The sequence below is a fragment of the Caballeronia terrestris genome, from assembly GCF_001544515.1.
GTDB lineage: Bacteria > Pseudomonadota > Gammaproteobacteria > Burkholderiales > Burkholderiaceae > Caballeronia > Caballeronia terrestris.
The window spans coordinates 1-24862 of sequence record NZ_FCOL02000054.1 but is presented as its reverse complement, the minus strand read 5'-3'; the positions used below and the strand labels follow the sequence as shown (position 1 = coordinate 24862).

At 64.4% G+C, this 24862-nt stretch carries 27 protein-coding genes and 1 pseudogene; 18 read left to right on the top strand and 10 right to left on the bottom strand.

Annotated features, from left to right (window positions below):
- Positions 1–63 precede the first annotated feature (63 nt).
- Both AWB67_RS27850 and AWB67_RS27845 read left to right on the top strand, forming a co-directional pair.
- Entirely contained in the window at positions 64–666 is a 603-nt protein-coding gene (locus tag AWB67_RS27850) for a dioxygenase family protein (protein WP_087659426.1), read from the top strand.
- A gap of 7 nt (positions 667–673) precedes the next feature.
- Complete coding sequence (locus AWB67_RS27845; RefSeq protein ID WP_087659434.1) at positions 674–1555, top strand: RNA polymerase sigma-70 factor; 882 nt, start codon at positions 674–676, stop codon at positions 1553–1555.
- Positions 1556–1574: 19 nt separating this feature from the next.
- Here AWB67_RS27845 and AWB67_RS27840 read toward each other — a convergent pair whose 3' ends face one another.
- The 3 genes from AWB67_RS27840 to AWB67_RS27825 all read right to left on the bottom strand — a co-directional run bounded on the left by AWB67_RS27840 (position 1575) and on the right by AWB67_RS27825 (position 3167).
- Positions 1575–1901, bottom strand: coding sequence for a hypothetical protein (locus tag AWB67_RS27840; protein WP_125477696.1), 327 nt, complete (start codon positions 1899–1901; stop codon positions 1575–1577).
- A gap of 103 nt (positions 1902–2004) precedes the next feature.
- Complete coding sequence (locus AWB67_RS27835; RefSeq protein WP_235025356.1) at positions 2005–2274, bottom strand: hypothetical protein; 270 nt, start codon at positions 2272–2274, stop codon at positions 2005–2007.
- Positions 2275–2693: 419 nt separating this feature from the next.
- Positions 2694–3167, bottom strand: a complete 474-nt coding sequence (locus AWB67_RS27825; protein WP_087659422.1) for a hypothetical protein — start codon at positions 3165–3167, stop codon at positions 2694–2696.
- 229 nt (positions 3168–3396) lie between these two features.
- On the opposite strand from AWB67_RS27825, the gene AWB67_RS27820 reads away from it, so the two are divergent.
- From AWB67_RS27820 to AWB67_RS27775, 10 genes are all read left to right on the top strand, one after another.
- Positions 3397–3876, top strand: a complete 480-nt coding sequence (locus AWB67_RS27820) for a carboxymuconolactone decarboxylase family protein (RefSeq protein WP_087659421.1) — start codon at positions 3397–3399, stop codon at positions 3874–3876.
- 80 nt (positions 3877–3956) lie between these two features.
- Positions 3957–4355 (top strand): cupin domain-containing protein, encoded by a 399-nt coding sequence (locus AWB67_RS27815; protein ID WP_087659433.1) that lies wholly within the window; start codon positions 3957–3959, stop codon positions 4353–4355.
- Positions 4356–4431: 76 nt separating this feature from the next.
- Positions 4432–5436 carry a LysR family transcriptional regulator gene (locus tag AWB67_RS27810; RefSeq protein WP_087659420.1) on the top strand — a complete coding sequence of 335 codons (1005 nt, stop codon included), beginning with the start codon at positions 4432–4434 and terminating at the stop codon, positions 5434–5436.
- Positions 5437–5599: 163 nt separating this feature from the next.
- Positions 5600–6355, top strand: coding sequence for an SDR family oxidoreductase (locus AWB67_RS27805; protein WP_087659419.1), 756 nt, complete (start codon positions 5600–5602; stop codon positions 6353–6355).
- Between the two features lie 10 nt (positions 6356–6365).
- Positions 6366–6863, top strand: a complete 498-nt coding sequence (locus AWB67_RS27800) for an Ohr family peroxiredoxin (protein WP_087659418.1) — start codon at positions 6366–6368, stop codon at positions 6861–6863.
- Between the two features lie 141 nt (positions 6864–7004).
- A complete protein-coding gene (locus tag AWB67_RS27795) occupies positions 7005–8372 on the top strand; it encodes an MFS transporter (RefSeq protein ID WP_087659417.1) in 1368 nt (455 codons plus the stop codon).
- A 37-nt stretch (positions 8373–8409) separates the two neighbouring features.
- On the top strand, positions 8410–9240 hold the full coding sequence (locus AWB67_RS27790) for a phosphogluconate dehydrogenase C-terminal domain-containing protein (RefSeq protein ID WP_087659416.1): 831 nt from the start codon (positions 8410–8412) through the stop codon (positions 9238–9240).
- A gap of 45 nt (positions 9241–9285) precedes the next feature.
- On the top strand, positions 9286–10530 hold the full coding sequence (locus tag AWB67_RS27785) for a ribulose-bisphosphate carboxylase large subunit family protein (protein WP_087659415.1): 1245 nt from the start codon (positions 9286–9288) through the stop codon (positions 10528–10530).
- Positions 10527–11894, top strand: coding sequence for a 3-oxo-isoapionate kinase OiaK (oiaK, locus tag AWB67_RS27780; RefSeq protein ID WP_087659414.1), 1368 nt, complete (start codon positions 10527–10529; stop codon positions 11892–11894). The genes AWB67_RS27785 and oiaK overlap by 4 nt, the downstream gene beginning before the upstream one ends.
- 77 nt (positions 11895–11971) lie before the next feature.
- Positions 11972–12682 carry a transcriptional regulator NanR gene (locus AWB67_RS27775; RefSeq protein ID WP_087659413.1) on the top strand — a complete coding sequence of 237 codons (711 nt, stop codon included), beginning with the start codon at positions 11972–11974 and terminating at the stop codon, positions 12680–12682.
- On the opposite strand, the gene AWB67_RS27770 is transcribed toward AWB67_RS27775, so the two are convergent.
- From AWB67_RS27770 to AWB67_RS27760, 3 genes are read right to left on the bottom strand one after another with little or no spacing between them, the layout of a single operon-like run.
- Positions 12679–13788 carry an alkene reductase gene (locus AWB67_RS27770; protein WP_087659412.1) on the bottom strand — a complete coding sequence of 370 codons (1110 nt, stop codon included), beginning with the start codon at positions 13786–13788 and terminating at the stop codon, positions 12679–12681. The genes AWB67_RS27775 and AWB67_RS27770 overlap by 4 nt on opposite strands.
- 18 nt (positions 13789–13806) lie before the next feature.
- The gene (locus tag AWB67_RS27765) at positions 13807–15027 is read right to left on the bottom strand and encodes an MFS transporter (protein WP_087659411.1); all 1221 of its coding nucleotides are present in this window, start codon (positions 15025–15027) and stop codon (positions 13807–13809) included.
- 13 nt (positions 15028–15040) lie between these two features.
- Positions 15041–16153: an alkene reductase gene (locus AWB67_RS27760; RefSeq protein ID WP_087659410.1), complete on the bottom strand. Its 1113-nt coding sequence runs from the start codon at positions 16151–16153 to the stop codon at positions 15041–15043.
- Between the two features lie 134 nt (positions 16154–16287).
- Between AWB67_RS27760 and AWB67_RS27755 the strand changes: the two genes are divergently transcribed.
- From AWB67_RS27755 to AWB67_RS27740, 5 genes and pseudogenes are all read left to right on the top strand, one after another.
- Positions 16288–17172 (top strand): LysR family transcriptional regulator, encoded by an 885-nt coding sequence (locus AWB67_RS27755; protein ID WP_087659409.1) that lies wholly within the window; start codon positions 16288–16290, stop codon positions 17170–17172.
- Between the two features lie 119 nt (positions 17173–17291).
- Positions 17292–17583, top strand: a pseudogene (locus AWB67_RS42055) (Gfo/Idh/MocA family protein); the annotation flags it as partial.
- 42 nt (positions 17584–17625) lie between these two features.
- A complete protein-coding gene (locus AWB67_RS27750; protein WP_235025357.1) occupies positions 17626–18366 on the top strand; it encodes a Gfo/Idh/MocA family protein in 741 nt (246 codons plus the stop codon).
- Between the two features lie 71 nt (positions 18367–18437).
- Entirely contained in the window at positions 18438–19232 is a 795-nt protein-coding gene (locus AWB67_RS27745; protein ID WP_087659408.1) for a DeoR/GlpR family DNA-binding transcription regulator, read from the top strand.
- Positions 19229–20398 (top strand): MFS transporter, encoded by a 1170-nt coding sequence (locus AWB67_RS27740; RefSeq protein WP_087659407.1) that lies wholly within the window; start codon positions 19229–19231, stop codon positions 20396–20398. The genes AWB67_RS27745 and AWB67_RS27740 overlap by 4 nt, the downstream gene beginning before the upstream one ends.
- Here AWB67_RS27740 and AWB67_RS27735 read toward each other — a convergent pair.
- Positions 20386–21030: a helix-turn-helix transcriptional regulator gene (locus tag AWB67_RS27735; protein WP_087659406.1), complete on the bottom strand. Its 645-nt coding sequence runs from the start codon at positions 21028–21030 to the stop codon at positions 20386–20388. The genes AWB67_RS27740 and AWB67_RS27735 overlap by 13 nt on opposite strands.
- Before the next feature lie 198 nt (positions 21031–21228).
- Here AWB67_RS27735 and AWB67_RS27730 point away from each other — a divergent pair, with 198 nt between their 5' ends.
- Complete coding sequence (locus AWB67_RS27730) at positions 21229–22353, top strand: aminotransferase (RefSeq protein ID WP_087659405.1); 1125 nt, start codon at positions 21229–21231, stop codon at positions 22351–22353.
- Between the two features lie 174 nt (positions 22354–22527).
- Here the strand turns inward: AWB67_RS27730 and AWB67_RS27725 are convergent, their stop codons facing one another.
- From AWB67_RS27725 to AWB67_RS42050, 3 genes are all read right to left on the bottom strand, one after another.
- Positions 22528–23751 carry a hypothetical protein gene (locus AWB67_RS27725; RefSeq protein ID WP_125477695.1) on the bottom strand — a complete coding sequence of 408 codons (1224 nt, stop codon included), beginning with the start codon at positions 23749–23751 and terminating at the stop codon, positions 22528–22530.
- Between the two features lie 125 nt (positions 23752–23876).
- Entirely contained in the window at positions 23877–24347 is a 471-nt protein-coding gene (locus AWB67_RS27720; RefSeq protein ID WP_087659403.1) for a GNAT family N-acetyltransferase, read from the bottom strand.
- A gap of 180 nt (positions 24348–24527) precedes the next feature.
- A partial coding sequence (locus tag AWB67_RS42050; RefSeq protein WP_235025355.1) for a hypothetical protein occupies positions 24528–24862 on the bottom strand: 335 nt, incomplete at its 5' end.

Genomic DNA, 24862 nt, shown 5'->3' with positions numbered 1-24862 from the left:
TGCAAGGCGCCCGATCTGAATTTCGGCTTACCATGCTCGTGAGCCGCGAGAAAGGAGTCCACGATGCGCACGAGAAGGGTCAGCCACGCGCGGCGCGCGTTTCTCCGCCAGTCGGGTGCGGTGCCGCCGACGCTGCTCCTGCTCGCGCTCGGCCGGCCCGGCACCAGCCGCGCCGCGACGGTTCTCCCGACGCCCGCCTGCACCGGCGATCACGAATCGACTCCGCGTCAGACTGCCGGCCCGTTCTTCCTGCCGCGCTCGCCGGAGCGCGCGTCGCTGCTGGAGCCGGGCACCGGCGGGACGCGGATCGTCGTGACGGGGCGGGTGATGTCGACCCGCTGCCAGCCGGTGCCGGGCGCGCTGCTCGACTTCTGGTACGCCGACGACGCCGGCAACTACGACGTCCACGGCTATCGCCTGCGCGGCCACCAGTTCGCCGACAGCGAAGGACGCTATCGGCTGGAAACCATCGTGCCGGGCGTGTATCCGGGACGCACGCGGCATTTTCACGTCACGGTGCAGGCGCCGAACGGCCGGCCGCTCACGACCCAGATGTACTTCCCCGGAGAGCGGCAGAACGCGCAGGATTCGTTGTACGACAGGCGGCTCCTATTAACGATCGATGGCGACGCTCACGCCGCGCGCTTTGATTTCGTGCTGGCCTGAACCTCCCATGGACGACGCCACCCGCACCTTCAACGGACTGCGCCGCCGCCTGCAGGGCATTGCGTACCGGATGCTGGGCTCCGTGGCCGAGGCCGAGGACGTCGTGCAGGACGTCTGGCTGCGCTGGCACGCGGCGGCGCGCGAGACGATCGAGAACGCCGAGGCGTGGCTCGTCTCCGTCACGACGCGGCTCTCGATCGACCGCCTGCGCGCCGCGCGCGTGCAGCGCGAGCAGTACGTGGGCATCTGGCTGCCGGAGCCCGAACTCACCGATTCGCCCGACACGCCCGAGCAGGTCACCGAGCGCGCGGACGACGTCTCCGTCGCGTTCCTGATGCTGCTTGAGCGACTGAGCCCGGAAGGGCGCGCGGCGTTCCTGCTGCGCGAAGTCTTCGATGCCGACTACGGCGAAGTCGCGAACGCCGTCGGCAAGAGCGAAGCGGCGTGCCGCCAGCTCGTCAGCCGCGCGAAGGCGCAGTTGCGCGACGATCGGCCGCGTTTCGCCGTGTCGCGCGAGATTCATCTGCGGCTGTTGAAGGTGTTCGCGCAGGCGCTCGCGCTCGGCGATTTCGCGGCGATCAGTTCGATGCTGGCCGACGATGCGATGCTCATCGGCGATGGCGGCGGACGCGTACCGAGCTTTCCGAAACCGATGGTCGGCGGGCGGCGTATCGCGCAGCTTTTTTATGCCTCGAACCTGCGGTATGGCGATGCGCAGCGGGTGGAGCTTGCGCTGCTCAACGGGCAGTGGGCGCTGCTGCGGTTCATCGACGGGGAACTGGAGTCCGCGCAGTCGTACGAGACCGATGGCGAGCGGATCGTGCGGATTCACGTGCAGCGCAATCCGGAGAAACTGGCGCGGTTGGCGGCTGCATATGGAAGCGGCTGAGGCTCCTCGGATTGTCGCCTCAAGCGCAATAGGATGAGTCGCTTACTCGGAACCCGAGCCTTTGGGCGAAAGCGGGCTGTTTGTCGCCGTTAGCGACTTCTGTAAATCCGGGATAGGACAACGCCAGTACATTGAGCAATGCGTTCCCAAGCCGCCGAGCAAATTCGTCATCAAGCGTGAATTCGGCGCCCTCCTTGCCGGCCTCGTCATCGAGGAATATCGGCGCCTCTAGCGCGTTCGTCGTCAACGATGCGGCTATTTCCTTCTCGACACCGTACACGGAGATTCGCCGGTCATCAGGCAAGTACTCGACGATCAGCGAACGACATCGATCAACTTTTGTCACTAATAACCCTCTGCATTGGGCCTATGTCGGACCGTTGGCACGGACGCGCGCGCCGCGGCGAAAGTCCGTGATCAGACCGTGCGTTCGCGAGGCTCGCTCCCGGTCAATCGGTGGGCGCGGCTGGAGGGGTTCGATCGGACGGCGATACCGGTTGCTCGGTAAAGGATATGAACGGCTTGAGTTCCGGCTGGTAGTTCGCGAGCAAACTCAGAACTGCGCCACCAAAGCGCCGGGCAAATTCATCATCGATCTGGTAATCAAAGTCATCGAGCAGGACTGGGATATCCAGCTTGCCCGCGCATAAAGGCTGAACCTGGTCGTCAGCAACGGTGTTACAGATCAACATTTTCCGCTCGTCGTCGTAACGCACCACAACTGAACTCGGTGTTCTCGGTCTGCTCATATCGGCCTTGTGTATCCCATGCAAATGTTACATCGATGCCGTGCGTTTTCGAGGCACATCGCGATGCGCGCTGACCCGCCCATCATACGACCGAACGTTTGGCAATCGTCGTGATCCTGCTCCCATTCCGCCAGGCATCTCGCTTGATCTGCTGGGGAAATGGCAATGTCCTCGACCGCGTTCGATACATCATCCGACAGCGTACCCTCACCCAACCCGAACGGCTCTGCCTCGCCGAGCGGCGTCCTCACCGCGCGGTCTTCGCCCCACTTCGAGAGCCCCTCAGGCAAACCGTACTTGCTGATCCATCCCGCGCGCGAACAACGGCAACATGCCGAGGGGGTCTCTCAGCATCGCCGCGTGCATGAACTTCGCGTTAATGCTGTCGTTCATCGCTTCGATTTCTTCCCGCGGCGTCGCGTTGGCTTCCCACTCCGCGAGCTGCGCCTGATACTGTTCCTGCACGCTTGCATAGCGAGGCGGTCGTAGTCCTCGACGCCCCAGAACGACGACGATCCGGCCTTCGTCGACGCCCCCCCAACGCCGGTAACTAGCGGTTTCTCAGGGATCACGACGACACTGCCGCCACCCACCATATCCATCAGCGTTTGCACGACGTCAAGATCGGTGCCGCATTTGGCGAGACGCTCGTGCCAGTGGAAATTCTTTTCAAGGAAGGCGCGCGCCCGGCTGGCTAGTCCCGCGTCCCTGGCCCACACATCCGCATAAGCCGATGCCGTGAACTTCTTGCCCGCTTCGACTGCGTTTCGCCGCTCGTCGTCGGGGGCAAAGGGTATGTATCGGTCGCTGTTTCGGTACAGCACGTAGCGGTGCCACGAGTCCGTCTTGAGTTCTGTCGCCATTCAATCTCGCCCAATAAACGCCCCGAAGCGCAGCGAACGTGCGACGTTCAAGGAGCGTCGCGCGAAGAATGACGGCCACGTTACCGAGGGAGGGCAGCGGCAAGTATCAGATTCGTCCGATTGTCGCTCCACGCGCAACAGCATGAGCCCCTCCCCATGCCTACCGCACTCGCAACCCCGCCCCTACGATGACTCCACCCGGCGCCTCGCCGTCACCTGTGGAGAAACCATGTCCCAACGCCTTAATTACATCCAGCACTCCCCCGCACTGTTCAAAAAATTCCTCGAATTCAGCAACCTCATCAAGGAAGGCGCGATCGAGGAATCGATCCGCGATCTGGTCGCGATCCGTGCCTCGCAGATCAACGGCTGCGCGTTCTGCGTCGACATGCACGTGAAGCAGGCGAAGATCAACGGCGAGCGCGAGCTGCGCATCCACCACCTGACGACGTGGCGCGAATCGACGCTCTTCGCCCCGCGCGAACGCGCCGCGCTCGCGTGGACCGAAGTGCTGACGAAGCTGCCCGAAGAGGGCGTCGCCGAGGAACTGTACGAACGCGTACGCACGCAGTTCTCGGAAAAGGAACTCTCCGACCTGACCTACGAAGTGATGGCGATCAACGGATGGAACCGCGCGAACGTCGCGTTCAGGACGGTGCCGGGATCGTCGGACAAGGCTTTCGGCCTCGACAAGGCCGGCTTGTCCTAAGCTTGACGAAGCGCCGTGGCGCTGCAAGGCCGTGGCGCGCAAACCCTTCGACCTCATCGAGACCCATCATGTCCAATCCGATGAAAACCGCGTCGCCGATGCTCCTGCTATTCGCCGCGCTGCTGACCCAGCCTGCCGCGGCGGCGGCGCCGGAAGCCGTCGTCACGCCGCTCATGACCGAGCCGCTGCCGGACTATCCCGGCAAGGAAGCGCTGATGATCAGCGTCGTGTACCCGCCCGGCGCCGTGGACCCGATTCACCGCCACGATGCGCACGCCTTCGTCTACGTGCTCGAAGGAACCATCGTGATGCAGTTGCGCGGCGGCAAGGAAGTTACGCTCAAGCCGGGCCAGACGTTCTACGAAGGCCCGAACGATGTCCACACCGTTGGCCGCAATGCAAGCAAGACGAAGCCCGCGAAATTCATCGTCCTGTTGCTGAAAAACAAGGGCGCGCCGGTCCTCACGCCCGTGCAGTAATAAAAACGCCGGGCGCTGTCACAGGATGTGCAGGTCGAACGTCTTATCCGGTATGGACACTTCGACCCGCACCTCCATGTCTGACATCTCTTTTCCTCGCAGCGCGAACGCCGACGATTCATTCGCGTGCAGTTTCGTCACGAGCTACACGGGCGTCGTCGCGTTCCTCGCGGTGGCCGCCGAAGGCAGCTTCGCGAAGGCGGCGGACCGGCTCGGCATCGGCCGCTCGGCGGTGAGCCGCAACGTGCAGAAGCTCGAAGCGCAACTCGACGCGCGCCTCTTCCAGCGAACCACGCGCCGCACGTCGCTGACGCGCGAAGGCGAACTGTTCTACGAAAACTGTCATCCGGGCGTGGAGCGCATCATGCAGGCGCTCGACGACATGCGCGAGCTGCGCAGCGGTCCGCCGCGCGGACACTTGCGCATCAGCTCGACGACCGGGTTCGGCCGACGCGTCGTCGCGCCACTCCTGCGCGGATTTCATGCGGCGTTCCCCGATATCGCGCTCGAACTGCTCCTCTCCGACACCGCAGCCGATTTCACCGCCGACCGCGTCGATGTCGCTTTCCGCGACGGACGCATGGAAGACAGCCAGGTTGTCGCCCGGCAACTGATTCCGATGCAGATGTTTGTTTGCGCGTCGCCCGGGTATGCGAGCGCGCACGGCCTGCCGCGCACGGTCGATGAAATCGCCGCGCATCGCTGCATCAATTTCCGCGCGGCGTCGGGCCGCGTGCGCGAGTGGGAATTCAAGGTCGGCGGGCACGCGCAAAAGCTGACGCCGAAAGCGCGCCACACGTTCAACGATCCCGACCTCGTCCTGCAGGCCGTGCTCGAAGGCGAGGGCATCGCGCAACTGGCGGGGTACCAGGTCTGTGAACCGATGCGTCGCGGGCAGTTGCTCTCGTGTCTCGCGCAGCACGCACCCGACGATAGCGGCCACTACATCTGCTATCTCAGCCGCAAGCATTTGCCGGCGCGAATTCGCGTCTTCGTCGACTACATGATTGAGCACACGCGCGCACTCGATCTCGATTGTTTCAGCGGCGTCATCAATCAGACGTTGCAGACAGCGCGCTGATTGGTGTCCCGAGGGCAACACCGAGCGTCCGCGCGGGAGGCTACTGTCCGGCCAAGCCCGCGCCTAGGATGGCTCCTGTACGCGGCCCGGCTTCAGTGGATTCACCAAGCCCGGCCGCGCGACATCCCGCGGCATCGCGTCCGCGCAATCATCGGAGGGGATCATGAAGATCGTAGTCATCGGCGGTAGCGGACTCATTGGCAGCAAGGTGGTGAAGGAACTGCGCGCGCGGGATCATGAGGCGCTCGCGGCATCGCCCGCATCGGGCGTCAACACGATCACCGGCGAGGGACTGGCCGAGGCCCTGGCGGGCGCGCAGGTCGTCGTCGACGTGGCGAACTCGCCGTCGTTCGCCGACGACGCCGTCCTCGAATTCTTCGAGACGTCGGGCCGCAACCTCTCCGCCGCCGAACGCGCGGCAGGCGTGAAGCATCACGTCGCGCTGTCGGTGGTCGGCACGGACCGGCTCGCGGAAAGCGGCTATTTCCGCGGCAAGATCGCGCAGGAAAAGCTGATCCGCGCCGCCGGCATTCCGTACACGATCGTCCATTCGACGCAGTTCCTCGAATTCCTCGGCGGCATCGCGCAATCGGGGACGCAGGGCGACACCGTGCATCTCTCGCCGGCTTACATCCAGCCGATCGCCTCCGACGACATCGCGCTCGCCGTCGCCGACTACGCGCTGGGCGAACCGCTGAACGGCGTGGTCGAAGTGGCGGGACCGGAGAAAGTGCGCCTGTCGGACCTCGTGCAGCGGTATCTCACCGCTACGCACGATCCGCGCAAGGTCGTGTCCGATGTGCACGCGCGCTATTTCGGCGCCGAACTGAAGGACGACACGCTCGTGCCCGGCGCGAATCCGCGTCTCGGCAAGACCGGCTTCGACGCATGGTTCAGCCAGTCGCAAGCGGCGCGCTGACATCCGCATCATGCCGCCGCCGCTGCTTCCGCCGCCGCTCACGCTGCTCGACAAGTACCACGGGCCGGATTTTCGCGCGCTCTATACGACGACCGTGAGCGTCACAGGCGGCGACGCGGCGCACGGCCGCGCGTCGGGCGTCGCCCGCTCGGACGACGGCAATCTCGACATCACCCTGCGCCTGCCGGCCGCGCTCGGCGGACCCGGCGGCGGCACCAATCCCGAGCAGCTTTTCGCGGCGGGCTATGCGGCGTGCTTTCACGGCGCGCTGAGCCTGCTGGCGGCGAAAGCCGGCATCGCGATTCCCGACGCGAGAGTCGACGCATCAGTCACCTTCGGCCGCGATCCCGTCGATGGCCTCTTCACGCTCAAAGCCGACATCACGATCCACCTGCCCGGCATCGATCGCGCGCAGGCGGAAGCGCTCGTGCGCCACACCGAGCGCTTCTGCCCGTACGCGAAGATGGCGCGGCAGGGCATCGTCAATATCGTTTCGCTGGCTGTTTAACGCCGCGATTCGTCACACCAAAACTCCTCCGCAGAACCCCTCGCGTATTCCCCGATATCTCGTGATCAGGCCACATGGTCTACTCATCACACCAGCATAAAAAGAAATCGGTCCATACCATCCCCACGCGGAGGAGGCGAAATGCAAACTGCAGAGCTCGCGTCGATCGAACGATCGGCGATTCGCAAGGTGTCGCTACGGCTCGTGCCGTTCGTGGCGCTGATGTTCTTCATCAACTTCCTCGACCGGACCGCGATTTCCTTCGCCGGCCCGAACGGGATGACCAAGGATCTCGGCCTCACCGCCGCGCAGTTCGGGCTCGCCGCGGGCGTGTTCTTCATCGGCTACATCCTGCTGGAGATTCCCAGCAACCTCGCACTGCACAAGTTCGGCGCGCGCCGCTGGCTCGCGCGGATCATGGTGACGTGGGGCGTCGTCGCGCTGCTGTTCACGTGGGTCAGCAGCATTCAGGGCCTTTACACGCTGCGCTTTCTGCTCGGCGTCGCGGAAGCCGGCTTCTTCCCCGGCGCGATCCTGTTCCTCAGCATGTGGGTGCCCGCGCGGCACCGCAGCCACATCCTCGCGCTCTTCTACCTCGCCCAGCCGCTGACGATCGTGATCGGCGCGCCCATTGCGTCGCTCCTGATCGAAGCGAACGGTGCGTTCGGCCTTGCCGGCTGGCGGATCATGTTCTTCGGAGTGGCTATCCCGGCGATCGCGGTCGGTTTCATCGCGTGGTTCTACCTCGCGGACCGGCCGTCGCAGGCTAAATGGCTCACGCCCGCCGAGCAGCAATGGCTCACGGCGGAACTCGAAGCCGAAGAACGCGCGAAGACGCAGTCCGCCGCGCCGCATACGCTGCGCCCCGGCGCCGCGATGATGAGCGGCCGCGTCTGGATGTTCGCGCTGATGTACTTCGGCCTGATCTACGGCCTCTACGCGCTGGCGTTCTTCCTGCCGACGATCATCGGCGGCTTCGAAGGCCGCTTCGGCACGCACTTCAACGTGTTCCAGAAGGGCCTGATCACCGCGATTCCTTACCTGCCGGCCGCAGTCGCGCTGTTCCTGTGGAGCCGCAACGCCACGAAGCGCGGCGTGCGAGCGTGGCACATCGGCATCCCGGCGCTGATCGGCGCGGCCAGCATCCCGGTGGCGCTCTTCATGCGCTCGCCGACGGCCAGCATCGCCGTCATCACGATCACCGCCTGCGCGATCTTCTCCGCGCTGCCGAACTTCTGGGCGCTGCCTGCGCGCTTTCTGTCGGGTGCGGCGGCCGCTGCCGGTATCGCGCTGATCAACACGGTCGGCAATCTCGCGGGCTTCATGGCGCCGTACATCACGGGCGCCGTCAAGGACGCGACGGGTTCCTACCAGGCGCCTATGTTCATCGTCGGGGCCTTCATGCTGATGTCGGCGGGACTCGCGTTCGCCATCGGCTCGACGACGCGGCAAGGTGCGCGCGACGACGCCGTCCCGACTGGCCTCAAGCCGCACACGCCCGTCAAATAACGCTTTTTCACCGAAACGAAATTCCGGAGATATCGAAATGAACGAGAAGATTGCACTCTTTGGCGCAGGCGGAAAGATGGGTTACCGCCTGACGAGCAACCTGTTGAAGTCGGATTACCGCGTCGCGCACGTCGAGCCGGGCGAGGGCGGCAGGAAGCGCCTGAAGGACGAACTGAACGTGGAATGCGTTTCCGCGGACGCGGCCCTCGACGGCGCCGATGTCGTGATCCTCTCCGTGCCCGATACGCTGATCGGCAAGCTGAGCCACGACATCGCGCCGAAGCTGCGTCCCGGCACGATGGTGATGACGCTCGATGCCGCCGCGCCGTTCGCCGGCCACCTGCCGGACCGCAAGGACCTGACGTATTTCGTCGCGCACCCGTGCCACCCGCTGATCTTCAACGACGAAGCCACGACCGAGGGCCGCCGCGACTTCTTCGGCGGCGCGTACGCGAAGCAGTCGATCACGAGCGCGCTGATGCAGGGGCCGGAAGAAGCGTTCGATCTGGGCGAAGCGGTCGCGAAGGTGATCTATCAGCCGATCCTGCGCTCGTACCGCCTGACCGTCGACCAGATGGCGCTGCTGGAGCCGGGACTTTCCGAGACGATCTGCGCGACGCTGCTCTACGTGATGCGCGAAGCGATGGAGGAAACGGTCGCGCGCGGCGTGCCGAAGGAAGCGGCGCGTGACTTCCTGCTCGGGCACATGAATATCCTCGGCGCCGTGATTTTCAACGAAATCCCGGGCGCATTCTCCGACGCCTGCAACAAGGCGATCGAGTTCGGCAAGCCGCGTTTGATGCGCGACGACTGGAAGAAGGTCTTCGATCGCGAGGAGATCGCGGAAAGCATCCGGCGCATCACCTGATTTCGAGACGCCGCGCGCCTGCTCATTCATTCGAGGAAAACCACTGTGACCGAACGCATCCACGCCACTTACTGGCTCGAAACCGGCGTCGATCCGCAGCTTGCCGCCGACGTGATCGCCGGCGAGCAGTCGAGCGGCACCTTCGTCGCGCTGCCGACCGAGACGCCCGAACTCAAGGCGCGCTCGGGCGCGCGCGTCGAGCGGCTCGAGATCATCGATCGCTCCGATATGCCGAGCCTGCCCGGCGGCATCGAAGGGAAGGTTTATACGCGCTGCGCGCTGGAACTGTCGTGGCCGATCGAGAACATGGGGCCGTCGCTGCCGAACCTGATGTCGACGATCGCCGGGAATCTCTTCGAGCTGCGCCAGGTGTCCGGCTTGCGGCTGACGGGGCTCCGGCTGCCGCAGTCGTTCGCCCGGGCGTATCCGGGGCCTGCGTTCGGCATCACGGGCACGCGCAGGCTGGCGGGCGTCGAGCGAGGTCCTTTGATCGGTACGATCATCAAGCCGAGCGTGGGCTTGTCGCCTGAAGAAACCGCTCAGCAGGTGCGCGAACTGGTGGCGGGCGGCATCGACTTTATCAAGGACGACGAGCTGCAGGGCGACGGCCCGCATTGTCCGTTCGACGAACGCGTGCGCGCGGTGATGCGCGTCGTGAACGAACACGCCGATCGCACCGGCAAGAAGGCGATGGTCGCGTTCAACCTGACCGGCGACCTCGACCAGATGAAACGCCGCCACGACCTCGTGCTCGCGGAAGGCGGTACGTGCGTGATGGCGGTGCTCAATTCGATCGGGCTCGTCGGCATGCACGAATTGCGGCGCCACAGCCAGTTGCCGATCCACGCGCATCGCGCGGGCTGGGGATATTTATCGCGCAGTCCGCAGCTCGGCTGGGATTACGCGCCGTGGCAGATGCTCTGGCGTCTCGCGGGCGCGGATCACCTGCACGTCAACGGCCTCTCCAACAAATTCAGCGAACCGGACGACAGCGTGATCGCCGCCGCCCGCTCGGTGCTCGCGCCGGTCATGCCTGAAGCGCCGATGGCCGCGATGCCGGTCTTCAGTTCCGGCCAGACTGGCCTGCAAGCGGCCGACACCTACGCCGCGATCGGCTGCGCGGACCTGATCCACACGGCGGGGGGAGGCATTTTCGGGCATCCGGGCGGCGTCGCGGCGGGCGTCGAGGCGCTGCGCGAGGCGTGGGTCGCGGCGATCGAAGGCGTGCCGCTCGAGACTCACGCGCAGCGCCATCCCGCGTTGCGCGCCGCGCTGGGGTTCTGGAAATGAGCGCGGCGGCGCCGGACGCGTGGCCCGCCGGGCCGCTTCTGGCCTATTACGGCGACGACTTCACCGGCTCCACCGACGCGATGGAAGCGATGACCGCCGCCGGCGTCCCGACGCTCCTGTGCCTCGAAGCGCCCACGCCTGACCTGCTCGCGCGCTTTCCCGAAGTGCGCTGCGTGGGTCTCGCGGGATCGTCGCGTGGACGCAGCCCCGAGTGGATGAACGACGCGTTGCCGCGCGCCTTCACGAGCCTCGCTGCGCTTGGCGCGCCGATCCTGCAATACAAAGTGTGCTCGACGTTCGATTCGTCGCCGGAGATCGGCTCGATCGGGCGCGCGATCGATCTCGGCGTGCGGCACATGCCGGGGAAATGGTCGCCGATGATCGTCGGCGCGCCGCGTCTGAAGCGCTATCAGGCGTTCGGCAACCTGTTCGCGGCCGTCGACGGAGAGGGCCATCGCCTCGACCGCCATCCGACGATGTCCCGCCACCCCGTCACGCCGATGAACGAAGCCGATCTGCGCGTGCATCTGCGGCGGCAGACCGAGCGGCGCATCGAATTGATCGACATGGTGCGACTACGGTCGCCGGATGCCGCCGCCCACTGTCGAGCGCTCGCCGGCGACGACACGCCCGTCATCCTGATCGATGTCCTCGACGAAGAGACGCTCGCCGCGGCGGGCCGCCTCGTCTGGGAAGCGCGCGGAGAGGGCGTGTTCAGCGCGTCGTCGTCGGGACTGCAATACGCGCTCGCGGCGCACTGGCGCGCGTGCGGGCTGCTGCCAACCGCGCCGGGACTGCCGCGCATCGAACCTGTCGATGCGATTGCCGCCGTCAGCGGAAGCTGCTCGCCCGTGACGGCGGGGCAGATCGGCTGGGCGCGCGCGAACGGCTTTTGCGTCGAGCGTCTCGATTTGCGCCGCGTTCTCGATGAAGGCGCGACGGAGGCCGAGATCGAGCGGGCGGTCGGCGTCGCGGTGCAGGCGCTCGGGCGTGGGCAGAGCGCGCTCGTCCACAGCGCCGAAGGCCCGGACGATGCCGCCGTCCTCGAATTCGACGCCACCGCGCGCGCCGCTGGCATGACGCGGCACGCGGCGGCGCGGCGCGTCGGCGAGGCGCTCGCGGCGGTCATGCAGCGCCTGCTCGATCGCGTCGATCTGAAGCGCGTGGTGGTCGCGGGCGGTGACAGTTCCGGCGAAGTCGCGAGCGCGCTCGGTATTTCTGCGCTGAGTGTGACGGCCGGACTCGCGCCGGGCGCGCCACTCTGCCGGGCGTGGTCCGGCAATGCGCGCCGTGACGGGCTCGAAATCGTGCTCAAAGGCGGTCAGATCGGCGAGGCGTCGTTCTTCGGCTCGGTGCGCGGCTGACTAAAGCGAAAGCGCAGCTTCATGGAGGCGGTGTCGCGTGGTAAGGTCATCACACCAACTACGTGCAGGCTGAATTCATGGCTGAGACCACCATTGTTCGTCGAAAGCTTTATCAGGAAGTACTCGACCGGCTGATGGACCGCATCCGTTCGGGAGAAATCGCTCCCGGCGCGCAGCTTCCGTCCGAACGCGAGCTGATGGAAATCTACGGTGTCGGGCGCCCTGCGATCAGAGAAGCGCTGCAGACGCTCGAACGCTCCGGCATCGTCGAGATCGTGCATGGCGAGCGCGCGCGCGTCGTCGTGCCGACGGCGGAAACGCTGATCGGCCAGATTGCTGGCGGCGCGATGCACCTGCTGCGGATGCAGCCGGACATGCTCGAACATCTGAAATCGGCGCGGATGTTCCTCGAAGCCGGCATGGCGCGCATGGCCGCCGGGAACGCCAGCGAGGAAGACGTCGCGCAGCTTCAGTTGAAGGTCGCGCAGCAGCGGGCGTCGATGGTGAATCTGGAGGAATTCATTGAACGCGACATGGCGTTTCATCGCGAAATCGCGCGGATCAGCGGGAATCCGATCTTTCCGTCGATCGTCGAATCGCTGTTTCGCTGGGCCGGCGAGTACTACCGGCCGCTCGTGCGCGCGCCGGGCGCGGAAGAACTGACGCTGTCGGAGCACCAGCGGATCGTCGATGCGATCGCCGCGCGCGACGGCGACGCCGCCGAGCAGGCGATGCGCGCGCATCTGAGCCGCGCGAACGATCTGTACCGGACGCTGATCCGCACCTAGCAAATCTCGGCGTTTTCCTGCTCGCGATACGGCGGGTAATCGGTGTAGCCGATCTGCGTGCCACCCCAGAACGCCGACCGATCGTAGTGCGCAAGCGGCAGCGCGTGCCGCAGCCGATACGGCAAATCCGGATTCGACGCGAAAAAGCGCCCGAACGCGACCAGATCGGCATCGCCTTCGTGCAGGATTTCCTCGGCGCCTTCGCCGTTGAAGCCGCCCGCCGCGATGATCGGCCCCTCGAACACCTTCCGCAGCAGTTCCGACGCCACCGGTTTCTGCCCTTCGTCGATCGTTTCGACGCCTTTCACGCGCGGCTCGATGATGTGCAGATACGCGAGCCCAAGCCGGTTCAACTGGCCGGCTGCATACGTGAACGTGGCTTCGGGGTTCGAATCGGAGATCGCGCCCCATTGACCGCTCGGCGACAGGCGCACGCCGACGCGCTCCGCACCCCACACCGACACCAGCGCCGCGACTGTCTCCAGCAGAAACCGCGCGCGCTTTTCGATGCTGCCGCCGTATTCGTCGGTGCGCTTGTTGGTGCCGTCCTGCAGGAACGTGTCGGCGAGATAGCCGTTCGCCGAATGCAGTTCGACGCCGTCCATTCCGGCCATGAGCGCGCGCTCGGCGCTCTTTCGATAGTGCTCGATTACCGTCTTGATCTCGGCGACGTCGATTGCGCGATGCATCGACACAGGCACCCAGCCGTTCTGCGTCAGCGCTTCGCCTTCGAACGGCACGACCGAGGGCGCGATCGGCAGCGGGCCGCCGGTCAGATCGACGTGCGACTGGCGCCCGTCGTGTCCCAGTTGCATGAAGAGGCGGCCGCCCTTCGCGTGCACGGCGTCGGCGATTCGCTTCCAGCCCGCGATGTGCGAATCCTCATAGATGCCCGGCGCGCCGAGATAGCCGCGGCTGTCGTAGGACACGTGCGTCGATTCAGTGATGATCAGGCCGCCGTCGGATGCGCGCTGGCTGTAGTACTCGCGCATGAGTTCGCTCGGGCTGTCGTCGGGATTGGCGCGCAGGCGCGTGGTCGGGGCATGCACGACTCGGTGTTTTAAGGTGTACGGGCCGATTTGCATCGGCGAAAAGAGTCTGGACATGGTGAATTTCCCGGAAATTTAAGCGCAGGCGGCATAGGCAGACGCGTTCCGCACGCGCCAGATGCCGACCGTCAAGGCGAGCGCCGCGACTTCACACGCGGCGGCGGTCCAGCCGAGATTGGCGACCGAGGTGAAACTCAGCGACTGCGAACCGAGCGCCGCGCCGAGCGAAAAGCCGAGGTACATGAACGAGGCGTTGAGCGAGAGCGCGATCGGCGTCCCGCGCAGCCCGGCGATGGCGATCAGCCCCGCCTGCTGCGCCGGATAGAACGACCAGTGCGCGACGCCCCACGCGATCACGCCGACGAGCACCGGAACCAGCGCGATCGATGCCGGCAACCAGTGCGCGCTCGCCGACATCAGTGAGAACGCCCCGATCGACACCGCGAGACACGGCACGATCACGCGGCGCGGGCCGATCCGGTCCACCGCCTTGCCGCCCGCGAACACGCCGACAGCCGCCGCCAAGCCCCACGTGAACAGCACGTAGCCGATCTGCGCGCCGGCGAGCGGCGTCGTCTCGGCGACGAAGAGCGCGAGGTACGTGTAGACGGTGTACGCGCCCATCGCCCAGAGCGTCGTGACGATCAGCGTCATCAGGACGACGGGCCGGCGCGCCGTCTCGATGCGCTCACGCAGCGTCGCGACCGGCAGACCCGCGCCGATCGTGCGCGGCAGGCCGAGGATCAGCCCCGCGCTCGCCGCCGCCGCGAGCATGGCGACGCCTGCGAAGGTCATGCGCCAGCCGAGCCGGTCGCCGATGAACGCGCCGAGCGGCACGCCGAACGCGACGGCGATCGTGATCCCGCCGTTGACGATCGCGAGCGCCGTGCCGCGCCGCTCGGGCCCGGCAATCGCGCCGGCGAGCGCGTTCGCGCCCGGCACGTACAGGCCGGCCGCCGCCGCGAGCAGGATGCGCGCCGCCATCAGCTCCCAGTAGTTCTGCGCGGCCCACGCGATCACATTTGCCGCGCTGAACGCGACGAGCGCGGCGATTAGCAGCGTGCGGCGGTGCAGCGCGCCGGTCAGCGCGGTGAGCACGGGCGACGACAGCGCATAGGCGAGCGCGAAGACCGTGACGAGCTGCCCCGTCGCGACGATGCTCGTGTGCAGATCGGCGGCCATGCCGGGCAAGAGGCCGGCGATCATGAAGCTCTCGGTGCCGACCGCGAAGGTCCCGAGCGCCAGCCAGTAGAGCGGAGCGAGCGAAACGCGCGTCGCGGAAACGGAAGGGGTCATGATCGCCTCCGCCTCAAGCCGCGAGCGATTCGTCGGCGCGATGGAACGGGTAGTCGGTGTAGCCGATTTCCGTGCCGCCGAAGAACGTCGGACGATCGTCGGGATTGAGCGGCTGATTGTTGCGAAGCCGCGCCGGCAAGTCGGGATTGGCGATGAAATCGCGCCCGAATGCGACGAGATCCGCGTCGCCCGCTTGCAGGATCGCTTCGGCCGAGTGCGCCTTGAAGCCGCCCGCCGCGATGATCACGCCCTTATAGTGCTTGCGGATCAGTTGCGCGGCGACGGGGTTCTGATCCTTCGTGTCGTCGTCCACGTTGCCGAGCACGCGCGGTTCGATCAGGTGGACATACGCCAGATCCAGCTTGCCGAGTTCCTGCGCGACATAGCTAAAGAGGCCTACCGGGTCGCTGTCGGACATGTCGCCCCAGGTGCCGCTCGGGCCTAAGCGCACCGCGACGCGCTTGCTGCCCCAGACCGAGATCACGGCGCGCGTCGCTTCCATCAAAAAGCGCGCGCGGTTTTCGAACGAGCCGCCGTAGAGGTCGTTGCGCTTGTTGCTGCCGTCCTGAAGGAACTGATCGAAGAGGTATCCGTTCGCGGCGTGAAGCTCGACGCCGTCGAAACCGGCTTCCTTGCCGCGCAATGCCGCCGTGCGAAAGCTTTCGACGAGATCGGCGATTTCATCGATGGTCAGTGCGCGGCTCGGCGTGTTCGGGATCCAGCCCGCTTCGGTGTAGGCCACGCCGCCGTGCAACACCGCCGACGGCGCCACGGGCGCGCCGCCGTCCGGCTGCAACTGGCTGTGCGACTGGCGCCCCGCGTGATAGAGCTGCAGGAAGATGCGGCCGCCCTTGGCGTGCACGGCTTCGGTGACACGGCGCCAGCCGGCGATCTGGCCGTCGTCGTAGAGGCCCGGCGCGCCGAGGTAGCCGTTGCCGTTGGGCGCGGCGATGGTCGCTTCGCCGATCAGGAAGCCGCCTTCCGATGCACGCTGCGCGTAGTACTCGGCCATCAGCGGGCCGGGTTTGGCGCCTTCCTCGGCACGCATCCGGGTGAGCGGCGCGAGCACGACGCGATGTGAAAATTCGAAAGGACCGACTGCGACGGAAGAATGAAGTTTGGACATGGTTGCCTCGAAGTGAATGGTCGTGAGTGACCTTGAGGCAAAGTGTATGTGCACATCGATCAAAGAAAAACAGGCTAAGGTTCCGAAGATACTGGACGAAAATGTCCGCAATCTTTGGGCAATGGAAATACGCGATGGATAGCCTCAGCGGAATTTCGATGTTCGTGCAGGTCGCCGAGACGCGCAGTTTCACCGAGGCCGGGCGGTTGCTCGGGGTGTCGTCGTCGGCGGTGGGGAAGAGCATCGCGCGCACGGAGGAGCGGCTCGGCGTGCGGCTGTTTCACCGCAGCACGCGCAGTGTCACGCTCACGGCCGAAGGCGCGCTCTTTCTCGAACGATGCCGGCGCATCCTCGACGAAGTCGAAGCGGCCGAGGCGGAATTGTCGAGCGCCGCAGGAAGCCCGCGCGGGCGGCTGCGCATCAGCACGCCGCAACTGTCGACGCTGATCATGCCCGTCATCGACGGCTTCATGGCGCTCTACCCGGACATCGAACTCGACGTCGATCTGTCCGATCGCATGGTGGACGTGATCGAGGAAGGGTTCGATGCCGTCATCCGCACCGGCGAGCAGCACGATTCGCGGCTCGTCTCGCGGCGGCTCGGGTCGTGCGGGCAGGTGCTCGTGGCATCGCCGGGTTATCTGAAGCGGCACGGTGCGCCTGAGCAACCGGCCGACCTCGCGCGGCACGCGTGCCTGCTGCACAAGTTTCCCGCGACGGGCAAGCTCGAACGCTGGCCGCTGCGGCTCGCGGAATCGGAAGCGGAGCCGGAATTGCCGCCGACCTTCGTCAGCAACACGATCGAAGTGCTCGGATTCCTCGCGCTCCGGGACAAGGGCATCACGTTCGTGCCGACCTTCCTCGTGCGCGATGCGCTGGAAAGCGGCGCGCTGCAGATCGTGCTCGGCGATTTCATCGACCAGACCGTCACGTTCTGGATTCTTTGGCCCGCGAGTCGTTACGCGTCGCCGAAGCTGCGCGTTTTCATCGATTACGTCGCGGAGAATCTGCGGGTCTAGTGCGGACTTGAGTGTCCGCAATGTTCGGAATCCCGGCCTGTTTATCTTCAATCCCCTCGACCCTACTATTCCGGCGTCGCCGCGTCGATCTGCCGCGGCCTTGAACCGGAGAGGGAATCGTGAAGAAAATCAGAGTGGGCGTGATTGGGCTCGGGCATTGGTCGGAATACGGGCATCTGCCTTCGTTGAAGTTGCTGCCGGAGTACGAGTTGACGGCTGTCTACAGCCGCAGCGCGGAAAAAGCCGCGGCGCTCGTCGAACGGCATGGGTTCAGGTATGCGGCGGCGTCGGTGGAGGAGCTGGTTTCGCACCCGGAAGTCGACGCCTGCGTTCCAGCACGAGGAAGGCATCCGCGCGGCGATCGCGGCGGGCAAGGACGTGTACTGTGAATGGCCGCTTACGCCGAGCACGCCGTTATCGAAGGAACTGCTCGCATTGGCCGACAAGGCGGGCGTGCGAACGATCGTAGGCTTGCAACGGCGTCTGAATCCCGGCTACCACTATCTGCGCGATCTGCTCGCGCGCGGCGAGATCGGCGAAGTGCGCTCGGTGCGGTTGCATGTGAGCGTCGAGTATTTCCAGCGCGAGCGGCCCGCTTCGCTGTATTACACGATTCCCGAGGAAAATTTCTCCAGCCTGCTGTCGATCTACGGCGGACATTTTCTCGATGCGCTGTTCAGCACGATCGTGGGTTTCCCGGAGAGCCTGTCGGCGCTGACGGTCAATCAGTTCAAGGAAGTCACGCTGATCGAAACCGGCGAGACGCTTGCGCACACCAGCGCGGATCAGGTCGTCCTGGCCGGGGCGTTCGCGAACGGCGCCGTGCTGAGCGTGCATCTGGAGGCGGGCAAGCGCAACAACTACGGCGTGCAGCTCGACATCACGGGCAGCAAGGGTGATCTGAAACTGTGGAACACGACGAGTTTCGGAGATGCACCGAACCGCATCGAAATCGCGCGCGGCGATGGGCAGCCGCTCACGCCGCTCGATGTTCCGACGGACTACGACTGGCTCCCGCCGAGCGATCTTGGCGCGAGCGTGCTGGAACTGGCGAACGTGTACGCGGCGCATGCGCGCGACGTGCGGAACGGTTCCTCGCTCGCGCCGACGTTCGCCGATGCGATCCGCATGCATGAACTGATCGGGCAGATCGTGGAGTCGGACCGAAGCGGGAAGCGCGTTCAGGTTCCATGATGGTTGCGTCGTGTGATCGATCGTGATAATTTATGATCGTTTATGATCGATGATCGCCAACCGAGCACAGCATGCAACGAACACGACAAGACGCATCCGACGGACTTCTCCCCGACGAGCGCGAACGCCTGATCCTGGAGCGCCTGCGCGCGCAGGGCCGGGTACTGGCATCCGAACTTGCCGCCGACTTCCAGACCTCCGAGCACACGATTCGCCGCCACCTGCGCGACCTTGCGAGCGCGGGGCACTGCAAGCGTGTCTACGGCGGCGCGCTGCTGACTTCTCCCGCGGGTCAAGCCGCGTCGGTGCGCATGACCGAGGCCGTCGATCGCAAGGCTTCGCTCGCCGCCACCGCCGCGTCGATCGTCCGGCGCGGGCAGATCATCCTGCTCGATGCAGGCTCGACCAACGTCGCGATCGCCGCCGCGTTGCCGGACGACGCGGACCTCACCGTCGTGACGAATTCGCCGCAAGCGTGCGCGCTTCTCGTCGACCGGCCGGGCTTCGACGTGATTCTGATCGGCGGTCGCGTCGGGCGGCAGACGGCGGGCGCGGTCGGTGCAACGGCGCTTCTGCAAGTCCAGCAGTTGCGCGCGGACCTGTGCTTTCTGGGCGCGTGCGCGTTCGATCCGGCGGAAGGCGTCGCCGCCTTCGACGCCGAGGACGCCGAGCTCAAGCGCGCGATGGTCAAGGCGAGCGGGCTGACGGCGATCGCGGTCACGTCCGAAAAGCTGATGACGGCGGCGCCGTTCGTGGTGACGGCGGCATCGTCGGTGGATTATCTGATCGTCGAGGCCGGTCTCGACAACGGCCGGCTCGCGCAACTCGAAGCCGCTTGCGACAACGTCATGGTGGCCTCGTCATGAAACCAGTGAAAGAACGAATTGCGACGCTCGCGGTGTTTCTCGCGAACGGTTTCGGAATCGGCGCGTGGGCCGTCGAGGTGCCGCGCATCAAGGAGAGCCTCGCGCTCAGCGATACCGCGCTCGGCATCGCGCTCTTCGCGTTCGCGCTGGGCGCGATCGTCGCGATGCCGCTCGCCGGGCGTCTCGCGCCGCGCTTCGGCAGTGGCCGCGCGACGGCGCTTCTCGCGGTGGCGTTCGTGATCGCGCTGCCGCTGCCCGCGCTGATGCCGGGGTTTTTGCCGCTCTGCATCGCGCTTCTCGTGCTCGGCGCGTCGAACGGCGCGCTCGACGTCTCGATGAACGGCCACGCGAGCACGATCGAAACCGAATGGCGCGCGCCGATCATGTCGTCGTTTCACGCGGCGTGGAGCGCGGGCGGATTGCTCGGCGCGGCGTCGGGGGCGCTGATCCAGAAGTGGGGCGGCGGGATCGTCGGCGGGCTGGCGTGGCCGGCGGTTTTCATCGGCGTGATCGTCGTCGCGGCGGCCTTGCTGGCGTTGCGCGACATCGGCGAGCGGGCGACCGATTCCGGCGGTGGCCTCGCGCTGCCGAGCGCCGGCGTGATGCGGCTCGCGGCGCTCGCATTCCTCTGCATGATGGTGGAAGGCGCGGTCGCGGACTGGAGCGCGGTTTTCCTGCGCTCGGCGCTCGAAGGCGACGCGAGCGTCGCCGCGCTCGGCTACTCGGCGTTCGCGCTTTCGATGGCGGCGTGCCGGATCGTCGGCGATGTATCCGTGCGGCGCTTCGGGCCGGGCACGGTGGTGGCGATCGGCGGGCTGATCGCGGCGACGGGGCTCGCGCTCGTGCTCGGGCTGCCGAACGTCGTGACGGCGTGCGTGGGGTTCGCGCTCGTCGGTATCGGCCTGGCGAACATCGTGCCCGTGATTTTCAGCGCGGCGGGACGCTCGACCGCGACGCCAGCCATCGGCGTATCGATGGCGGCGACGGCGGGGTATGCGGGTTTTCTCGTCGGCCCGCCGCTTATCGGGCTGGGCGCGGGGTTCGTCGGGCTGCGGCTCGCGTTGGGGGTCCCGGTGGCGGCGGCGTTGATCGTTTGCATGTTCGGCGGCCGGGCGGTGAGTCACGCGAGCGGAGCGTCGACGACGGCGGAGAATCAGCCGACCTGACCCCGGAGTTCCTTCAAATGTTTATAAATCGTCGCGCGTCCCATCCCTAAAACATTCGCGACGTAATTCGCCGCGCTTTTCCCCTTGAAAGCGCCTTCGAGATGCAGCGCCTCGACCAGTTCGCGCCGATGATGCCGCGACAGCGAATTCAGGCTCAGCTGCCGCTCCTTCAGCCAGCCGTGCAGGAACGCGTTGATGCGTTCCTGCCAGTCGTCTCTAAAAAGCTCCTCCGGTTGCGGGACGACGCCCACGCCCGTCATGAAACGGTCGAGCACGCTGCGCACGTCCTCGAAGACCGCGATATTGAAGTTGATGCACATCAGGCCGGCAGGCGCGCCTGCGTCGTCGAACAGGACCGTGCTCACGCAGCGCATCTTGCGCCCATCCCAGTTCAGCTTTTCATACGGCCCGACTAGCCGGTCCGACGCCGTGTGGTCGACTTCGTCGAGCGCCGAGTCGTCGCCGATCTCGCGCTTCGACAGATTGTTCGCGATGTACGCGACGGTCTGCGTCGACAGGTCGTGGATCACGACTTCCGCGTACGGGAAAAAGAGCAGGGCGGTGCCTTCGGCTACGTGGCTGTATCGTTCGAGGAGCAGCTTGCGGACATCGGAGGGCGGCTTTTTCTTCATGGATGACGGACGAGTGGTGGTTCTGGCGCGGTCGGGAACCGCTCACGTTACCTGAATTGCTTTTCGCGGCTGCCGCATCTTGCGATAGCGCGACGCGATGTTGCAGTTTCCTGCCCCAGTTTAATGGACGACAGAGTCCAGATGATATTTTTGGTCTATATTCGTAGCCATTCGCCTACTCGACTCAAGGACAACACGATGAAGATCAAGGACTTCGGCGTCGAACGCTGGATGGACCTCTACGAAACGAAGTGCGCCTACAACCTCGCGGAAACCTGCGTGGAGTCGCTGACCGTCGACCAGTTGCTCACGCTGACGGGCAAGCAGGACAGCATCCTCGACGAGCTGCGCGCGCTCAAGCTGACCTACGGCGCGATCGAAGGCTCGGCGCGCCTGCGGAAAGTGATCGCATCGATGTACGAGCGGCAGGACGCGGCCAACGTGATCATCACGCACGGCGCGATCGGCGGGAATGCGCTGGTGTACGAGACGCTCGTCGAACCGGGCGACACGGCGATTTCCGTGCTGCCGACGTATCAACAGCACTATTCGATTCCCGAAAGCTATGGCGCCGACGTGCGCATCCTCAAGCTGCGCGAGGAGAACGCGTTCCTGCCCGATCTCGATGAAATGCGCCGCCTCGTGAACGACAAGACGCGCCTCATCGCGATCAACAATCCGAATAATCCGACCGGGTCGCTGATGGACGAGGCGTTCCTGACCGAAGTCGGAGAGATCGCGCGTACGTGTGGCGCCTACGTGCTGTGCGACGAGGTCTATCGCGGCACCGATCAGGAAGGCAACGGCTACACGGCATCGATCGCGGATGTCTACGAGCGCGGCATCAGCACGGGCAGCATGTCGAAGACGTATTCGCTCGCGGGACTGCGGCTCGGCTGGATCGCGGGGCCGAAGGAGCTGATTCACGCGGTTTCGGTGCATCGCGACTACAACACGATCAGCGTCGGCATGATCGACGATCATTTTGCGTCGATCGCGTTGGAAAATCGCGCGGCGATTTTGAAGCGCAATCACGAGATTGTGCGCACGAATCTCGCGATTCTCGACGCGTGGGTAGCGAAGGAACCAGCGATTTCTTATATCAAGCCGAAGTCGGGAACGACGGCGCTTCTCAAATATGACCTGCCGATGTCGTCGCGCGATTTCTGCATAGGATTGATTGAAGAGACCGGTGTGATGTTCACGCCCGGCAGCGCGCTCGATATGGAAGGGTATGTGCGGATTGGGTATGCGAATAATCGCGGCGTGCTGGAAGAAGGGCTGCAGAAGGTGTCGGCGTTTTTGAAGACGCGGGGGCGGTAGGTGGTGGGACGCATCGTTGAAGGCGATGCGTCCCTTCCTGAAACATCCTGCAGATTCGCGAAGCACCCGCGTTTTAAATCGCGAGGCAAGTCCAAACCCGCTACCGTCTTCCGGTGACTCTCGTGTTCAGCAGCGAACGGGCAGTCGCAAGGATAATTTCATCACGACGCGCCGTCATTGACCACAGGATTTCGCGATCACGCTATTGCAGTTGTCGGGGGTGTTACCCGTAATGGTCGCTCCAGTGGAGAGGCTGAAAGTTGTGCCTTCGCGAGCATAGATGCCGCCACCGGGACCGGCCTCCACCTTCAGGCCACTCGGAAAGCCGATATTTGGTTTAAAGTGATGCGATGTCGTGATGTTTTTATTAATCATAGTGGGCGCACCAGAAAGAGAAAGTGATCCGGCTTCAAGGTATATTGCTCCGCCGGATGGCGGAACAGGCATTCCATAATAATCGCTAAGGGTGTAGCTCGGATCGCGTAAACTCCTCCCAACATATTTTGGCAACTCTCCATATTTTATATCTTCAATCAACCGTCTGGTGTAATCGTCATCATAGTTGTCATAGTTGTAATCAACGGCATTATTCAGCAACGGGCTATCGCTAATGTTCACAACGGAATTCGCGATATATAAGGCTCCGCCAGCGCGGCCAGTCGTCGAACCCTCGATCGTGGTGCGGATCAGATCAAGCTTGCCATTCTCGCTATAGATAGCGCCGCCGTAGTTCTGCGCAGAGACGGACTTAATAGTCGAGTCTTTAATGGTCATAGTTCCTGTCGACTGGAGAATCGCCCCTCCACGGCCCTCCGTGGAGGGAAGTCTGTTGCCACCCTTGTACAAGAATTCACCCAAAGCGAAGGAATTCTTGATTGTGACGCTTTCCAAAACTACGTTTCCGCCCTCTTGCCAAATTGCACTGCCAAGGCGTGAGGTACCATTGGTCAATATCAAATTCTTCAAGGTCAAGTTGGCTGGCTTAACTACCGTGAAGATACCCATTTGGCTATGCCCGATTCCGTAGGAAAACACTTTTCGTCCAAGGCAATTCCCTGCATAAGCAAAGCTTTCGCATGAAGAGGTAGTGATTTCCCTCCGGCCCTGCGGGCGGATGGTTGCTCCGTTTCCCTCGATCGTGAGTGTCGTGTTGACAGCTGGCAAAGCGCGGTTGTCGGACGTTCTACGGTCCCAGCGCATTGTCCGTGATGGATCAGTGATTTCGTAATCACAGTTCGGTGCGAGCGACAATATGTCTCCTTCGTTCGCGTTACTCATCGCGTCCTGAAGATCCTTGGCATGGCACGCCACGCTTTTGCTCGCGGCTAACGCAGGCGTAGCCGCGAGAAATGTGCAAATCACAACGGGATACAGCGCTGCAGATAATGTACGTCGCATTCGGTTGCTCCTGAATAAGAACTGACGACTGGATTAATAATTGTTATGCCGGCCATCTCATTATTCAGGTTTTGAATCCGCCGTGACTATTCGCCACGAAAAGTTACAGACTACGTAGGCCCATATTAATTAATCAGACTCAGCTCAAGAAATCTCACTCCCTCGACGGGATTGAATACATAAGCATCGATTTCCACGAATCCCAGCGATGCATAAATCTGCTGGGCGGTGGACATGTCCGGCAGCGTATCGAGCCGCATTTTCCGGTAGCCTGCCTCCTTTGCGTTTGCGACGATGAGCGTCGCCAGTTTTCTGCCGAGCTGCTGACCTCGACCGGAAGCGCGAACATAAAGCCGCTTCATCTCGCAGATATCGTCGCCGAGCGGCCGCATCGCGACGCAGCCGATCACCTCGCCTCCCTCCCACGCGAGAAATACGCGGCCTTCCGGCGCCGCGTATTTCCCGGGCAGGCTCGTCAGTTCCGAATCGAAGTCCTGAAAGCACAAGTCGACGCCGAGTCCATCCGCATATTCGCGAAAAATGCTGCGTACGGCCTGGACGTCATCGGGAAAAAGCGCGGGGCGGATGTCGGTCATTGTCAAGATCGTGTCGTGGTTTTAAGCGGGCAGTTTAAAACGAACGCCGGTGTCAATTCGCATATGCCCGCAAGCGTTTCAAGCTTTCGCGTCCTACACTTCGTATCCGAATCGTCAGACTCATGCTTGAAGCAGGCGCTTCTTCTCACGTTCGCCGCACGACGCACTCTTTGCAACGAATTACGCACGGCATGAGGTTCCCATGACGCTTTCCGGCCTGCTCTCGCTTGCCTGCGCATCGATGCTGATCTTGAGCGGCTGCGGCGCGCACACCGAGACGACGATCATCCCGCCGCTCACGTGGACCGCCTGTCCCGCCGACGTCGCCCCGGCCACGTTCCAATGTGCAACCGCCAAGGTGCCGCTCGACCACGCGCAGCCCCTGAGCGACCAGACGATCCAGCTCGCCGTGATCCGCCGTCCCGCCACGAATACTGCGTCGGTCTTGCAGAATCGCGCGAAGCCAAGCGCAGCGTGCGGATAGGTGCAGATAAGCAGTTGCGAAACTCCCAGTT

What these genes read in the sequence shown, in the direction of transcription:
- AWB67_RS27850 (WP_087659426.1), top strand. Translation starts at nt 64, where the DNA reads ATGCGCACGAGAAGGGTCAGCCACGCGCGGCGCGCGTTTCTCCGCCAG.
- AWB67_RS27845 (WP_087659434.1), top strand. Translation starts at nt 674, where the DNA reads ATGGACGACGCCACCCGCACCTTCAACGGACTGCGCCGCCGCCTGCAG.
- AWB67_RS27825 (WP_087659422.1), bottom strand. Translation starts at nt 3,167, where the DNA reads ATGGCGACAGAACTCAAGACGGACTCGTGGCACCGCTACGTGCTGTAC.
- AWB67_RS27820 (WP_087659421.1), top strand. Translation starts at nt 3,397, where the DNA reads ATGTCCCAACGCCTTAATTACATCCAGCACTCCCCCGCACTGTTCAAA.
- AWB67_RS27815 (WP_087659433.1), top strand. Translation starts at nt 3,957, where the DNA reads ATGAAAACCGCGTCGCCGATGCTCCTGCTATTCGCCGCGCTGCTGACC.
- AWB67_RS27810 (WP_087659420.1), top strand. Translation starts at nt 4,432, where the DNA reads ATGTCTGACATCTCTTTTCCTCGCAGCGCGAACGCCGACGATTCATTC.
- AWB67_RS27805 (WP_087659419.1), top strand. Translation starts at nt 5,600, where the DNA reads ATGAAGATCGTAGTCATCGGCGGTAGCGGACTCATTGGCAGCAAGGTG.
- AWB67_RS27800 (WP_087659418.1), top strand. Translation starts at nt 6,366, where the DNA reads ATGCCGCCGCCGCTGCTTCCGCCGCCGCTCACGCTGCTCGACAAGTAC.
- AWB67_RS27795 (WP_087659417.1), top strand. Translation starts at nt 7,005, where the DNA reads ATGCAAACTGCAGAGCTCGCGTCGATCGAACGATCGGCGATTCGCAAG.
- AWB67_RS27790 (WP_087659416.1), top strand. Translation starts at nt 8,410, where the DNA reads ATGAACGAGAAGATTGCACTCTTTGGCGCAGGCGGAAAGATGGGTTAC.
- oiaK (WP_087659414.1), top strand. Translation starts at nt 10,527, where the DNA reads ATGAGCGCGGCGGCGCCGGACGCGTGGCCCGCCGGGCCGCTTCTGGCC.
- AWB67_RS27775 (WP_087659413.1), top strand. Translation starts at nt 11,972, where the DNA reads ATGGCTGAGACCACCATTGTTCGTCGAAAGCTTTATCAGGAAGTACTC.
- AWB67_RS27770 (WP_087659412.1), bottom strand. Translation starts at nt 13,788, where the DNA reads ATGTCCAGACTCTTTTCGCCGATGCAAATCGGCCCGTACACCTTAAAA.
- AWB67_RS27765 (WP_087659411.1), bottom strand. Translation starts at nt 15,027, where the DNA reads ATGACCCCTTCCGTTTCCGCGACGCGCGTTTCGCTCGCTCCGCTCTAC.
- AWB67_RS27760 (WP_087659410.1), bottom strand. Translation starts at nt 16,153, where the DNA reads ATGTCCAAACTTCATTCTTCCGTCGCAGTCGGTCCTTTCGAATTTTCA.
- AWB67_RS27755 (WP_087659409.1), top strand. Translation starts at nt 16,288, where the DNA reads ATGGATAGCCTCAGCGGAATTTCGATGTTCGTGCAGGTCGCCGAGACG.
- AWB67_RS27745 (WP_087659408.1), top strand. Translation starts at nt 18,438, where the DNA reads ATGCAACGAACACGACAAGACGCATCCGACGGACTTCTCCCCGACGAG.
- AWB67_RS27740 (WP_087659407.1), top strand. Translation starts at nt 19,229, where the DNA reads ATGAAACCAGTGAAAGAACGAATTGCGACGCTCGCGGTGTTTCTCGCG.
- AWB67_RS27735 (WP_087659406.1), bottom strand. Translation starts at nt 21,030, where the DNA reads ATGAAGAAAAAGCCGCCCTCCGATGTCCGCAAGCTGCTCCTCGAACGA.
- AWB67_RS27730 (WP_087659405.1), top strand. Translation starts at nt 21,229, where the DNA reads ATGAAGATCAAGGACTTCGGCGTCGAACGCTGGATGGACCTCTACGAA.
- AWB67_RS27725 (WP_125477695.1), bottom strand. Translation starts at nt 23,751, where the DNA reads ATGCGACGTACATTATCTGCAGCGCTGTATCCCGTTGTGATTTGCACA.
- AWB67_RS27720 (WP_087659403.1), bottom strand. Translation starts at nt 24,347, where the DNA reads ATGACCGACATCCGCCCCGCGCTTTTTCCCGATGACGTCCAGGCCGTA.